The organism is Burkholderia vietnamiensis LMG 10929 (genome assembly GCF_000959445.1).
GTDB classification, from domain to species: Bacteria; Pseudomonadota; Gammaproteobacteria; order Burkholderiales; family Burkholderiaceae; genus Burkholderia; species Burkholderia vietnamiensis.
The window spans coordinates 2,182,953-2,196,762 of the sequence record NZ_CP009631.1; the positions used below are offsets into that span (position 1 = coordinate 2,182,953).

Genomic DNA, 13,810 nt, shown 5'->3' on the forward strand with positions numbered 1-13,810 from the left:
TTGTAAAGTCCTAAATCGCCAAACGTTGTATCCAATCCCGGCGCGTGCATGTGCACGCGTCGCGTCGCAACCGAAAACGGTACAATGTCGCCCGTTTTCGTGACAGTAGTTTGACAATCTCTCAGGAATCCCATGTTCGGTCGATTCATGCCCACCGAGGGCAACAAAAAGCGTAGTCAGCGAAAGTTGACTACGCTTTTTTATCGTCTAGACCATTGTTTTCATGGGGAAAATGGCTTATTTCCGCCCCCGACAAGGGTTCCGTGGCTTGTCGTCTGAAAATTCAAACTTCCGCGAAACTTACGCGACGCGGGTAAACTATGGGCCTGACTACGGGGGTCCACGTGACTAAGCAAGCAAACATTCGAAGCAAGACGGCACGCGCCAAGTTGAAGCATCAGAACGAACCGTATTGGGAAAGCATCAGGCGCGGTCTGAACCTTGGATACCGCACCTCACTGACAGGCGTAGGGACGTGGGTAGGACGGCTGTACCGGGACAAGAAATACCATTTCCATACGATAGAGAACCGGAGCCTAGACTTTGAAGCCGCGCGCAAGCTCGTAGAGCAATGGGCCGATGCCTACGTGTTGACGGGAGGGGACGCGGCCGAAATGTCGATGCTAGTAACACCGGGGGGCAGTCTGGTAACACCAGCTAGGCAGACCGGGGCCAAGGCCACCGATATGACGGTCACTCAGGTATGCGAGTCCTATCTTTGCTGGCTTGAATCCAAGGGCAAGGAAAAGGCTGCATCCGATGCTGAGGGGCGGTTTAAACGGCTGGTCTACAACCTGCCTATTGGTAACACCATCTATCGCGAGTTGACGACCCATGATGTTCAACGCTGGCTGAACGCTCAACGGCTTAAAGGACCGAAGTATCGGCAGAAGGGCAGGACGAAGGACGAAGAGGAACGGACAGCCAAGGACAGCGCTAACCGAAATTTGAAGAGTCTTAAAGCCGCGCTCAACTACGGGAAGAAAGAAATTGCGGAATTTAGTGAAATTATCCCGGTTTGGAGCAAAGTAAAAATGTTCGAAGACGTTGAGGCGCGCCGGGATGGTTACTTGACGATGGAACAGCGGATAGCCTTTCTTAACTCGTTGCCCGAGGATTTGTACACGTTCGCTAAGATGCTGTTTATGATCGGGGCACGTCCCGGGGAATTGGCGAGCGCGAACGTATCGAACTACAACCGGAGTGCGGGTACGCTTCTGTTGCCAAAAGGCAAAACTGGCCCCCGTACTCTGCTACTCAAAAAAGATGCTATCAAGCTGTTGGAGGAACAAGTAAAGGACAAGCGACAAGACGATCCGCTATTTTCGACGGACGAGGGTAATAGATGGACCGCTCCCGAGTGGGGTAGGAAAGTGAGAGAGTCCCGGGACGCTATGGATATGGATGAGGCTGTGCTGTACTACGCGCGCCATACCTTTATCACCGAATCTCTGAAACAGGGTATTGGAATCCACGATGTTGCAAAGTACACGGGAACGTCAGTGGAAATAATCGAAAAGAACTATGGCCACTTGACACAAGAAACACAGCATCGCATTAATCGGGTTAACATGATTGATGAAAGTAACAGCCTGATTTGAGCGAAAATCCACCGTCAATGGTTCGGTGTTATAGTGGGGGGGAATTCATCCGGGGCCACTCTTATGACCGTAATCATTGAGCTAGGTTTAGGCAAGCGCGCTACGCTCTCCACAAGTTCAGATTCATCCCGATCTGCGGAACGGCGGGCGAACGTATCAGAATTGATGCTCCATTGGCCTAAGTATCCGGGGCTAACTACGGGTGCAGTTGGATATCTTCGTGAATTGGGGCTCGCCGGGTCTTTGTCGGGTGACCCCGTAGCCGCGCTTCGATCTGCTATCGAGTCGGGACGTGTTGCCTTATCAATAGATCGTCTGACTCAGTTCGGCCAGAAGCGAACGCTTGCCGGACGTCGTTAGATTGACGGCAATCTCCGCTCGACTACGTTTTCAAGGCAGTCTTTGTCGTCAAGAATCTTGGGCCGCAATTTTGAAGGCAACGATCTCGATTGCGGTTTCACATTTTATTTTGTTTAACAAATAAAAGGTAAGCGATGCTAATTGGAGATGTTCTCTTAGTGACGGGCACTAGCAAGATTTCATCCGGCCTTGTCATTGCACAGAAGGCGCTATATCCCAAGGCTGTTTCAAGCCACGTGGAATTGAGTTTGGGAGACGGTGTCTTTATTCATTCCACTGGCGATAAGGGTGTCCACCTTTCGTTGATTACCGATGAGCTAAATAATTGCAATGCAGGTTGGAGAGTGATCCGCCTTAAAGGTCTGGATGAGTGCGGGAGAGAGGAGGTGGCGAAAGCGGCCCTTTACTTCATCCGCCAGGACTACAACAAAGGTTTCATGGGTTCCGGAACGGACTATAGCTCATTTTGCTCGGAGCTTGTCGCCAATAGTTTCGCGAGAGCAGGGATCGTCCTGTTCGACGGACGGATGCCGAGTAAAGTCGCGCCTGCCCACTTTGACGAGCAAGCAGACGCCGGCGAGTTATGGGAAGACGTTACAGCTGAATACGAGACGCTGTGCGCTAACATCATAAATGAGCCACTCCCTTATAAGTTTGCACTTGGAACGTTGCAAGGGGCTCTTTCGAAAAGATCGGCCACGAGCCGAATGCGAGAAGGAATGTTCGCGGCAATCGAGATATTGGCTGAGAAGGAAGGCAATGAACGGCTCAAGGAGATAGTTGAGCAAGCAAAGCGCGAATTGAAGGAAGGCAGAACATTAGATTTTTGGGATGAGAAGGATACGGAGTAGTCAAGACTGCTTCGGCCGCTTCGAAGCAAGGTGACCGACCGGAAGCGGTCGGTCACACCCCGTGATTCAGTGAGGACAGCAGCAATTTCAGACCTGATCGGACGTTGACTGAGAGATTGGGTCTTGACTTACGCGAATAAAAAAGGGCGGTCTACCCGAAAGTAGCCGCCCATGAGTTAGTACGCTAGTAGACCGCTCAACACGCCCTGATTCTGCTGTTGGGGAGGTTGCTGAGCCGATAGACCGCCAAGCATACCCGGCAGAGCTTGACGCACGACCGGAGCCAGATTCCGCACAGCTTGCGGACGGCTAGCAACAAGCGCCGGGACCGCGTTGCGCACGCCCGGGAGATAGGGCAGTGATAGCGCTGCACCCTTTGCCGCAAGCATCGGGTTATGCAACGCCCCCGCGCCAGTTATCAAATCCATCAATCCGAGCCGCCCCGCCGTGCCGGAATCAGGAACGGTGTTGCCGAGCACGGATTGCGCATTGTTAGCCAACTGCGAGTTGGAAAACCCCTGATTAGCTGACGACGTTGCGCGTTGCTGTGCACTCTGACCCGAACGAATCGCGCTTTGAAGTTGTGACGGAGTAAACACGTTACCCGCCTTCTGTGCTGCTGGTCCGCCCGCTGCTTTCTCCAATGCCTTGTAACGAGCATATGCTGCGTTAGCTTGCCCAAGTTGCTGACGCACAGGCTGATTGCTGTAATGCTCGGCGTTGGACGTAATCGAGTCTTGAAGCTGTTGGAGATAGTCCGCCATCACACGATCATCAGAACTAGCGTTAAATCCGCTGTGATTGCGAATCTGCGCATTGATTGCCGAGCGTGTGTTAGCCCATGCGTCGCCGCTCAGATTGCCGCCGTTCTTATTCAGCAACTGGTTATTGACTATACTTTGAAAGCGTCCAGCAAGTGCAGGCGCGTCTTGTCCAATGCCCTGAGTGAGGGACGCAATATCGTTTTGCAGTGGTGCATCCATCACAACACGACCATTTCGCGCGATGGTTTGATATTCCTGTCCGATACGGTCCCCAACGTGTTGAACCATATCCGCACCAGTTTGCACGTTACGCGGGAGAGTAGCGCCAATGGGCGCGAGCGCATCGTTCCCAACCGCAAGATTAAACTGAGAAACTGCATTCTGACGAGTGGAGTTAATCATGTTTCCAACAAGCGGGAGACTTGTTGCTTTCTGTTCGAGGTTGGACGCAACCGGCCCGAGCATCTGACCTAGTGACGGAGTAATCCCGGCCTGCCGCAGCGCGTTTATAGAGGCCGAACCAACGGGAGCCAATACCCGGCCCGCAGCCGATGCAACCGGCGCACCAATAGCACCACCAATTGCGCCGCTCTTGATTTGGTCAACCTTCTGTTGCGCAAAGTTTTGGTCCGGATTTTGCACTCCCTGAACGGCACCCATTGCAGCACCTTGGCCTGCACCAATTGCGGTACGAGCTGCAAGCCGTCCACCACTTGAACCAATACGACCTACAACGCCAGCACCGCCCGGCAATGCTAGAGCCGGTACTATCTCGCCCGCGATGTTGCCAACAGCGGCAGTAATCGGATTCGCAGCCTTTGCCGGTGCATATTCCGAATCGAGGTTTTTCATCCCCTGAGTTGCATCGTTGACGAGCCAGTTACCGGCCTTACCGATTAGCCCCGGAGCCTGTGCAAGTCCCTTACCCAAAAGTTGTTGAGCCCCGAGCATCGTTGAGCCGAAACCGTGTCCCAAGCCAGCGCCGAGCGACGTAAGCATACCCGGTTGATTTGCCTGAGCCTGCGGTTGCGGTTGCGGTGCCGGTGCGCCGGGTTGCGGTGCTGGTGCTGCATCTGCGAACGGGTCGATTAGCCCTTGATCGGCTTGCGTCGTTACTTGCGGTTGTGATTGGTTAGTGCCCGTGCGTTGCGGACTCGCTTTAGCCTGTGGTGACGGCGTAGCATCCGCAAACGGATCAATCAGCCCGCTGTCCAGTGTGTTCAGTGCCATAGGTTGAGGCCCTTGTATTGATTGCGGTTGACTGCCGAACTTGGCGCTAACCTTTTGGTAATAGTTGTTGGTGCGCGGCCCCCAATTATCGGTATTCGTGCCACCATGATAGGCGCGCACAGCATCGTCCCAATTGCCGAATTTTTGATACAGTTGTTTGAGGTTCCGAGCCGCCCAATCAACTGCCTGTGCAGGAACGTTAGGGTTAATGCCTGCGGCCTTAGCATTCGCACCCATGATTTGCATAATTCCGTGCGCGCGATCATCACCACCAATAGCAGGGGCAGGGCCAACTACGGCGGGATTTGTACCCGCCCCTGATTCAACGTTTTGGATAGCGCCAAGTAGTTGAGGCGGAACCCCGTACTTAGCGCCGGATGCTGCGAATAATCCAGAGTAATCCGCCATCTGAGGCATAACCCCTCCTTACTGACTTCGTTTGTATGTTGTGTAGTCGCGCATGAATTTCTGCAATTGTTGGGGTTTCATGTTTGCCCGGAATTGCGATTTCTGCTCCGGGGTCATGTAGTCAATTGCAAAAACGGCGGGGTCCATTTGCTTTTGCGCTTGTGCTTTATACGCGGGCCATTTCTCAGCAGGGAGTCCCGAATTCTGGAATTGCCCTTGAATGTATTGGTTCATATCCGTTACTGCGGCCATTTTTTGCAGCACTTGATAGTTAGCACCCTTGTTAAGAGCGAGGTTGGGCGAACCTGCGACCGCTTGGTTAAGCCGCGCATCCGATGGACTACCGGCCGCACTCATTGAGCCCATACCAAGCTGAGCCGTGTATTTCTTGTACAGGTCCGTATCCTGAACTTTCTTCGGATCGATTCCAATTGATGACGCAAGACCCGGTGCAATCTGAGTAACCGACGATTGGAAGTTCTGAATACGACTAGCAAGCGGACCGGTGTTAATGTCCTGCAACGAGTGCAGGGCACCAACGATAGGTTGGATAGTTTGCTGATAGCTACCGGCCGCAGCCGTATCCGCTGCGTATTGCTTACCCGCCGCTGAACCTGCTGCCGATGCAGCCGCGGCCGCGCCCGGGGTTTGCGTACCCATTGGAACCGCGAGCTTGGGCGGTTCCTTGTACGTGATAAGGCTTTGCGTCGGTGCTTGTTGTGGAGGTGCCGATTGTGGGGCCTGTTGTCCACCACCTAGAGAGTTGTCGATTGACCTGCCCCCTGCAAACAGGGCCAGCCGGAGTCTAGTAAAGTTCGTTTTCGGAGAAGAAGACGAACATGAAGAAGCGCTTTACGGAACAGCAAATCATCGGGTTTCTGAAGGAAGCCGAGGCCGGTATGCCGGTCAAGGAACTGTGCAGGAAGCACGGGTTCAGTGATGCGTCGTTCTACACTTGGCGTGCGAAGTTCGGCGGCATGGAGGTCTCGGAAGCGCGCCGGCTCAAGGACCTCGAGGTGGAGAATGCCCGGCTGAAGAAGCTGCTGGCCGAAGCAATGCTCGATATGGAAGCGTTGAAGGTCGTCGTCAAGGGAAAGCCCTGAGCCCGCAAGCCAAACGCGAAGCAGTATCGGCGATTCGGGGGAAGGTCAACATCTCCGAGCGCCGCGCCTGCCGGCTTGTCGGGCTTTCTCGCAGCGTGCTGCATTACGACGCGAAGCCAGACCACGAGAATGAGGTGCTAGCGGCGCGTCTGGTGGAGTTGGCACACGAACGTCGTCGATTCGGCTACCGCCGATTGCACGCCCTAGTAGAACGCGAAGGCACGCACGCCAATCACAAGCGCATCTATCGCCTGTACCGTGAGGCAGGGCTGGCTGTGCGGCGCCGTCGCAAGCGCCACGGCGTAATGATTGAGCGCGAGCAACTGGCATTGCCGGGCGCCCCCAACGAGGTGTGGTCAATCGATTTCGTGATGGATGCGCTTTCCAACGGCCGGCGCGTGAAGTGCCTGACCGTCGTCGACGACTTCACGAAAGAGGCTGTCGACATCGTTGTCGACCATGGCATCTCAGGTTTGTATGTCGCTCGGGCATTGGACCGCGCAGCTCGCTTCCGTGGCTATCCCAAGGCGGTGCGAACAGACCAGGGCCCCGAATTTACGAGCCGCGCGCTTGACCAGTGGGCGTATGCGAACGGCGTCGCTCTGAAGTTGATTCAGGCGGGCAAGCCAACGCAGAATGCGTACATCGAATCGTTCAACGGCAAGTTCCGCGACGAATGCCTTAACGAGCACTGGTTCACGACGCTCGCGCATGCTCGGGCAGTCATCGCGGCATGGCGTCAGGACTACAACGAGCAAAGGCCGCACAGCGCACTGAACTACCTTGCGCCGTCAGAGTTTGCGGCGAAACATCGGGCAACCGCGGATACTCCTGCCGCTTTCCAGGAGTTGGTTTAAAGGGACTTTGCTAGAAGCCCATTGGCCCTATTGATGGGGGCAGGTCATAATGTCGGTAAAGATTGATCCGCCGGTGTAGAGCAGCTTGTTAGCAGATCCAATTGCGCAACGTGGAGTACCTTTGTTATCTCGCCACGTGAGTAGGGCGCGTGCAGGCTCTGGTAATGGTTGAGAGGTAAACCGTTGCCAGCCTCCAATAGGACGGAGGCAACCGTTATACCAACGCAACATTTCAGCCCGTCGCCAACGCCCCTTAGATTCGTACTCACTGCCGTTTGCATATACGCCCGGAGGGAGTGCGACGGGGAATAGAGCCATAAAACGTTACCTCATTCTTTCTTCTCTGTTAGTGCTTTGCCTGCAATGCCAAGTGATGCGCACGCTAAGAATTCACACCATGCGCGAACGTCGGCCCCAAAATCAAAAGGCTGGCCTTTGATTAGTGCGAATCCTGTTAGGGCGAGCAAATGAACAAAAACGACAACCCACATAAAGCGAACTATGCAAGGGCTTTTATTGTCGCGTTCCGTAAGTAGGATGCGAATAAAGTGCACACCAATCCCTCAACCGTGACCGGCCAGAAAACCAGCGAGCCCAACCAGCAGAGAGATAACGGCACATAACGCGGCTACCTTTCCCGGAATCGAGTTTCTGGCTTCGGTAAGTTGCTTAAAGAATTGGGTTTGTACAGTGTCGCGTAGATTCGCAACGTCGTCGCGCGTTGCTACTTGTGACATTAGCTCCCGGAGCTTAATAACCGCTTCCTCGTTTCTATCCAGACGACGACCCATTGTCGTGATGGCATCGTCGTGTCCGTCAACGCGAGTTTTTAGCGCGGCTATATCAATTGCAGGTTGTAATGACATGCTGCTATCTCGTTTGTTACTGGTTGTCAGGTCTCTGTGGAACCGTGATATTCATGGGGAAGCCCGGTTGAGTCGTTATATCGCGTAGCGCTTGGCGGTATGCCTTCCATGCATCGGCGCGGGCTTGTACATCCGGAGGTGCATCGGACGGCGCGTTAGCCAGCCCATCAGTTGCCGCAAGTTCCATGTCCCGAAACTGTCGAATGTAGTCGGCGCGGATCAGCGATTCATTAGCAATAAAGAATTGCTTAACTGAATTATTGAATGCCTTAGCTGATTCACTCGGCGGTTGTTCAACGGGAACAGAATTCCATATTCCTATTTCGGGATCGCCAGTGCGGTTGCCTTTACTATCTGTACGTGAAAAACAACGATAGTCGACACCGGGAATGAGTGTAGGGAACATGCGCTGTAAGCACAGCATCATGTGATCCTGAGTAAACAGGGTTGAATATTCCATTGCCATGATTGCTTAATCCTTACTGGTTGCGTAGCCAGATTGAGCGCTGCCAAATAGCGGTAATCGAGCTGGTGGAGGCATTGACGCGCAGACCGTTGGAAACCCACGGGCTACCCATGTCAATCTGGCCGTGAATGTTGGAGTTGACACTCCCAACGTAGTCCCATTCAATTTGACCGCTCGCATACACACATTGAGCACCCGCGCTTGCCTTGTTATTCAGTGCCGTGAACAGGTCGCCGTATGGCATGCCCGGCCCTACAACGTTACCGTTTGTTTGCAGTTGCGCTGATCCGGCATTTACGTTGTTATATTGATACGTTTGACCGTCGTCAGTGACTTGCCACGGGACCGCGTTATATGCGCTATTGATAACTTCAAGACCCCCGTTGTCACGGGCGCGAAGATAGACGCTCGATGCACCGACGCCTGCACGTTGGTTCTGTAGTCCAAAATCGGCTTGCCAACCAGCTTTACTAAGAGTCAGGCGGCCTGACATGATATCGCCCGTTTTCTGCACCTTATTAGCAGAGAGCCAGTTGTTTAGTGCGCCGCCCCAAAGAGGGCCGCTAAGGTTTCCATCGTTTTGGAAAACGGCAGAACCGATGTTTAGCGGACCCGTCGGAATAGTCACTACGCCAGTATCAGAAATTCGCATGGTATACGCTGTATTAGCACCATTGACGAATCCAATGTCTTTTACATTTGGGTCTGCGTTTGTTTGAATGCGCGGGTTGTAGGCCGTGCCGTTTCCCGTGCCCCCAATCACAATACCGGAGTATTGAGTGGTTGAAGTGACGGCAAGCGGTTGTGCGGTAGTTTGCGCAATGGTAACGGGACCGGTAAAAGTGCCGCCGGATTTCGGCATGTTCAACGCTGCATTAGCGTCGATCTTATCCAAGTCGGAGTTAAGCAGTGTGCCCCATGTATCGGGATCTCCGCCCACTTCGGGTTTGGTAAGGTTTAGGAATGGGGTAAAAGTATCTGCCACCGTATCACCTCTTATTTATGTACAGGGGTCCAAATGTCAGGACCAATCGTTTGAGTGATCCAATCGGGATCTAGTGGGGGAGGCGTGTTTTCCCAAAGCAGACGACCGCTCGATTCGGAATCAGAATTCCAGTCCGCGTGTTCTTTGCCGAAAACGCGAATGCTTGGAATGCGGATACTGGCCACTATCCAATCGGAATATTCAACGGCGTTAGCTGTGATCTTTCCTCTACTTGTGCTGTAGTTGAATAGAAACTCATACATGACTCCCGCTGCCGTCCGCATACCCGATGCTTGACTAGTTGAGGACCAAGCTGAGGTAGTGTCCCCGTCGAGGACGAGCGCACCGCCAAGATGGGAGACCCATGTTCCAGAGTCGCGGACAACACCCGACGGGCGTAGAGAACCAATTGCCGTGTCTGCTGAACTCCACGCGCTAACAGTGGTTCCGGCCTTTGCCGTTTGACCGTCTATGATCGAAGCCCACGCGCCGTTGCTAGCCGTGAGCGCTACAACGATCGCATGCCCGGAGATAACGTCCGTGCTTGTCCAGTTGCTAGAGAGGTCGCCCGATTGCATGGCGCTATCCGCCGACGTGGAGGACCAACGCCACGTTTCTACTGGCATCTGCACGGTTGGCCTGCGCGAGGCCGTTAGAGAGCTTGTAGAGCCCCACGCAGACCCTAGTGTCCCTGCCTGCACCGTGTTTACACCGTATGGCCCCCGGCTGTAGAGAAAGCCCCCGTAACCAAAGTTAGCCATACGTCACCCCTTACGACTGGTTAATCGTATAGTTAGCGGCCGGGAATGCGAACACGTCGCCAGTGCCGATAATCTTCGATACTTGGAGCGGGCCCGCATCAATCAGCGTTCCCCCGGTGAGGGAGTCGTAAATTCCGGCCCCCATAATCGTCCCCCAGTTCGCCGTCGCGGTCGGGAACGTAACCAGAGCGCTATTATTCGCAGTTGCCGGGCCAGAACCCGTAACAGTCCACGTGATCGGCTGTCGCGCATAGGCACCGCCCGAAACCTCAACGCCACCAGCGCCAGCGGGCATAGTCGGAGTCGTCGTAAACAGAGCAACGTATACCGTCGTCGGCATCGTATAAGCCTGAACACCCAAAAAGTGTTTCAGAATGGCTTGCTCAATAGTTGCTGAAAGAGCCATGATTAGATTCCTTTATTAGCGGTAGCGTTGACGCGTCCGCATCTTCATTGTTGAACCACTGAATTGCGCGCGGCCATCAGCAGCATTGAGATTTTCTGCCAGTTGCTCATACTGAGATTTCCAAACCATAATGCGCTCGTCGTCTTTCAGATACGGAGCGCTATGAATAAGAGCCCCGTATAGGTAGACATTTGGATTAAGGCGCAGCAACCAGTTAGATTGATTGTCCACGCTGAGCGCTGGAACTTTCGAGTAGTAGACCATCTGAACCGTGTAATCTCTGCCCGTAGGCGGGGCCGGTAGCAGCTCCATTGTTTCCCCGGCCAACGCGTAATAGCGCGGCGGTCCAACTCGCTGAGTCGTTCGCAAGTCATCCATCTGCGTTTGTGTAACGAGTTCGATACGAGCCGGGGGAGGGAGGTCTAATACCCGGAAGTTCTGCATCGACAGGTAATCGCGCGGGACCGGTAGAAAGTATTGCCCCCATTGGTCCGCTTGCGATCCGTCGATTAGGGCTTGACTGCGTGTAATGGCGGGAAGGATTCGAAAACGGTCGTCTGCATCTACTGCTGCCTCAGCGAGCCGGATAAAGTCAGGGATTTGTGCGGTTAGATCGCGACGATTCAGAAAGTCAGCAATAGACGCACATAGTCCATCGTATGTATCTATCGCCATGATTAGACCTTGCCGGGACGCGTGCGAAAGTAGACGTTTTCCGGATCGTTAAGCCACTTCTTTAGCGCGCTTGGGTCGTCGGCAATGCCTTTCGCTTTCAGGTCTTGATAGATGACAAGCGGAATGGATGCTACCTTTGTAAAATCGCCCCAACGCGTGCGTTCGTCTATCGAGTTGAAGCGCTGTTTATTACGCTCTAGAACCGGGTCATGATTCTGGCGATTTTCAATCGTCGCCGTATCCGTGTGTTCGTCGTAATGCCAATACCGCTCAATACCGAATTCCGGCACTGACTCAAAATGCTTTACAATCATGATTGATTTGCCTCAGATACGACAAAGGGGGCCGAAGCCCCCTTTGTGTTAGATGCCACTACCGGGAGAGTTACGAGGTAGCGAGGTCAGCAATAGCGCCGTGTGCCATCGGGTTTTGAACCTTGAGGCCGTATTCCACGACGAGTTGACGCTTTTCACTGTCGCCCGTCTTTGCCAGTTGATTCATTTGAAAGTTACGCAGGTACGCAACTGCCGCGTATTCCACGTCAACACCAAGTGCGACGCCCTGACGCTGGAAGCGGTTCGGGACGACTGCAACCCTGCCGAAGTCCGACACGTACACGTCAGCAGCACCGATGATTTCGGCTTGTGCGCCAGCTTCAACGTCGAGGAAGCGCGTAGCGATACCCGAGAAGCCGGAGATAGCCTGCTTGTTATGTGCGCCAACCATCACCATATCGGCCTTACCACCGTTCAGCCACATCTTTTGGAGCATGTCCTTAAGCATGGATTCGTCAATGGGGCGTGCCGTGCCATCGGTCGGAGCGCCATTCACGTACCCGGTTGGAAGTCCGCTGTCTGCCGAAATACCACCCGAATACGTGCCAGCCGTACCGCCCGTGCCACGGTTCGAGTTAGCGTCGAGAATGAACGATTCGAAACCTGCGGTCTTGCGCGCCGTAGTATCCGAACCCGGAGTAGCTGCATGGTTACCCGTCAGGATGCTTTCCATATCGCGTTTCAGTTCCGAGCCGCGCTTAGCCAGTTGGTAAGCGAGTTCCGACTTACGGCCAGCCTTATCAACGCTTTCCAGAGAGCCCGACACCTGCACAACCTTCGTGCTGATTTGCGTGTAGTTGCCGATACGGCTCGTCGGAGTACTCGTATCCGCGCCAGCATCAGCACCCTCAAGCGCTGCGTTATTCGGGTTGGGCGCAGTGAGGGCGTCTGCTTGCCATTCGAAATACGTATTGGTTGCTGTCGTCTTGCCGATGTTCGATTGGAACGGCGTATCCACCGGGCTAATGTTTACGATAACGTCGGCGAGGTTTTCACGAATGCCGCGAGCGTCGTAAGTGTTAAAAGATTGAGCCATGATATTACCTAATGATCTTTAGAGAAGTTTTTCAAACAAGCGCGCGGCGTCGTCCACCTTGCCGGTCTTGCGTAACTGTTTGCGCGCGTCCGTCACTTCCGAACGTTTCGAGTTAGGAGCGGTGGCGGCGGTACCCGGGCGGACAACTTTTGTAGACGCTGGTTTATTCGGAACAGGCTTACCCTTTCCGGCTAGTCGGTCGTACATCATTGCCTTATGGGCTAATACAAAGATGCGATGGTCGGTAGTCGAGTTAATCTCGTCGTCCGAATAACCAAGCGTGTTCGCGTATTCGCGGATAGCTTGCTTACCGGCCTGTGCTTTACCCTTATCTTTCCATTCGGGGAAAGCTGCACTGAGCCTTTCGGATTCTTCGGCCATACGCGCAGCCAGCCTGCGTTGCATATCGGCTTGTTGACGTTGTGTCAGTGCCTGATATTCATTTGCGATTTGAAACATGCGATCTTTGTGGTCTTGCCACTGCGCGCGCTGAACCAACCACGTTTGCGGGTCCGTAGCCTGTAGCTCGTCCCACTGCGCTTGTGTAGGTTCCTGCGGCGTCATCTGCTGATATAGCTCCGCAATCTGCGCGAGCCCTTGCCGGTACTGTTCGCGTTCAGATTGCGCCGCTTGTGCTTCATTGCCTAACGTCTTTCGATCTTCGGCAAGTGCTTGGAGCTTTCGCGTGTAATCACTTTGGCGCGTATAGCCTTTCTTTAGCTCAGCGAGCGTTACCGGAACTTCCTTATCGCCGTCGCGGATTGAGAAAGTGGTATCGTCGCTAACCAAATCATGGTTATCGCTTTCCTCAGTGTTCGACTCGTCGCCACCTTCCGATTCATCCGGCTGACCGTCGTCAGTATCGGAGTCTTCGTCGTGTTCAGATTCGTCTAGATGCTCAGTTTCTTCCCCACTTTCATTAGGGTCCGTTTCCGGGTGTCCTTCGCGGGATTCAACATTGCTTTTTTCTTCTTTGTGAGGCGTGTTGGTATTGCCGATCTGTAGATCGTCAGTCAACAGCGCTTCAATTGCGTTTTTGGCTGAATCAACACCAGTTCCGGAGCCCGGAGTATTGGCTTGCGTTGTCATTTGCCTTTTCCTTAATA

The 13,810-nt window shown here is 53.8% G+C and carries 13 protein-coding genes; 3 read left to right on the plus strand and 10 right to left on the minus strand.

The genetic code is table 11. From position 1 onward, the window contains the following. Positions 1 to 344: 344 nt before the first annotated feature. Together AK36_RS19980 and AK36_RS19985 are read left to right on the plus strand one after the other, a co-directional pair. Positions 345 to 1,601: a tyrosine-type recombinase/integrase gene (locus AK36_RS19980; protein ID WP_158348955.1), complete on the plus strand. Its 1,257-nt coding sequence runs from the start codon at positions 345 to 347 to the stop codon at positions 1,599 to 1,601. Between the two features lie 494 nt (positions 1,602 to 2,095). Next, positions 2,096 to 2,812, plus strand: coding sequence for a YiiX/YebB-like N1pC/P60 family cysteine hydrolase (locus AK36_RS19985; RefSeq protein ID WP_080938690.1), 717 nt, complete (start codon positions 2,096 to 2,098; stop codon positions 2,810 to 2,812). A 176-nt stretch (positions 2,813 to 2,988) separates the two neighbouring features. Here the strand turns inward: AK36_RS19985 and AK36_RS31450 are convergent, their stop codons facing one another. Next, positions 2,989 to 5,223 carry a transglycosylase SLT domain-containing protein gene (locus AK36_RS31450; protein ID WP_080938691.1) on the minus strand — a complete coding sequence of 745 codons (2,235 nt, stop codon included), beginning with the start codon at positions 5,221 to 5,223 and terminating at the stop codon, positions 2,989 to 2,991. A gap of 9 nt (positions 5,224 to 5,232) precedes the next feature. Then, the gene (locus tag AK36_RS33115; RefSeq protein WP_144410650.1) at positions 5,233 to 5,874 is read right to left on the minus strand and encodes a hypothetical protein; all 642 of its coding nucleotides are present in this window, start codon (positions 5,872 to 5,874) and stop codon (positions 5,233 to 5,235) included. A gap of 179 nt (positions 5,875 to 6,053) precedes the next feature. On the opposite strand from AK36_RS33115, the gene AK36_RS20000 reads away from it, so the two are divergent. After that, a protein-coding gene (locus tag AK36_RS20000) for an IS3-like element IS407 family transposase (protein WP_106919332.1) occupies positions 6,054 to 7,174 on the plus strand; the annotation gives its coding sequence in 2 pieces (ribosomal slippage) (positions 6,054 to 6,312 and positions 6,312 to 7,174; 1,122 coding nt in all). A 563-nt stretch (positions 7,175 to 7,737) separates the two neighbouring features. On the opposite strand, the gene AK36_RS33120 is transcribed toward AK36_RS20000, so the two are convergent. The 8 genes from AK36_RS33120 to AK36_RS33150 form a co-directional block, all read right to left on the minus strand. Further along, positions 7,738 to 8,040, minus strand: coding sequence for a hypothetical protein (locus AK36_RS33120; protein WP_144410651.1), 303 nt, complete (start codon positions 8,038 to 8,040; stop codon positions 7,738 to 7,740). Between the two features lie 16 nt (positions 8,041 to 8,056). Next, entirely contained in the window at positions 8,057 to 8,506 is a 450-nt protein-coding gene (locus tag AK36_RS31460) for a phage tail assembly chaperone (RefSeq protein ID WP_080938693.1), read from the minus strand. Positions 8,507 to 8,519: 13 nt separating this feature from the next. Further along, positions 8,520 to 9,491: a hypothetical protein gene (locus tag AK36_RS33125; RefSeq protein WP_144410652.1), complete on the minus strand. Its 972-nt coding sequence runs from the start codon at positions 9,489 to 9,491 to the stop codon at positions 8,520 to 8,522. Positions 9,492 to 10,262: 771 nt separating this feature from the next. Beyond that, the gene (locus AK36_RS33130) at positions 10,263 to 10,658 is read right to left on the minus strand and encodes a phage tail fiber protein (RefSeq protein ID WP_144410653.1); all 396 of its coding nucleotides are present in this window, start codon (positions 10,656 to 10,658) and stop codon (positions 10,263 to 10,265) included. A gap of 15 nt (positions 10,659 to 10,673) precedes the next feature. Further along, on the minus strand, positions 10,674 to 11,333 hold the full coding sequence (locus AK36_RS33135; protein WP_144410654.1) for a phage adaptor protein: 660 nt from the start codon (positions 11,331 to 11,333) through the stop codon (positions 10,674 to 10,676). A 2-nt stretch (positions 11,334 to 11,335) separates the two neighbouring features. Continuing rightward, a complete protein-coding gene (locus tag AK36_RS33140) occupies positions 11,336 to 11,647 on the minus strand; it encodes a hypothetical protein (protein WP_144410655.1) in 312 nt (103 codons plus the stop codon). A gap of 70 nt (positions 11,648 to 11,717) precedes the next feature. Beyond that, positions 11,718 to 12,704, minus strand: coding sequence for a DUF5309 domain-containing protein (locus AK36_RS33145; protein ID WP_144410656.1), 987 nt, complete (start codon positions 12,702 to 12,704; stop codon positions 11,718 to 11,720). 18 nt (positions 12,705 to 12,722) lie between these two features. Further along, positions 12,723 to 13,793: a hypothetical protein gene (locus AK36_RS33150; protein WP_144410657.1), complete on the minus strand. Its 1,071-nt coding sequence runs from the start codon at positions 13,791 to 13,793 to the stop codon at positions 12,723 to 12,725. Positions 13,794 to 13,810 lie beyond the last annotated feature (17 nt).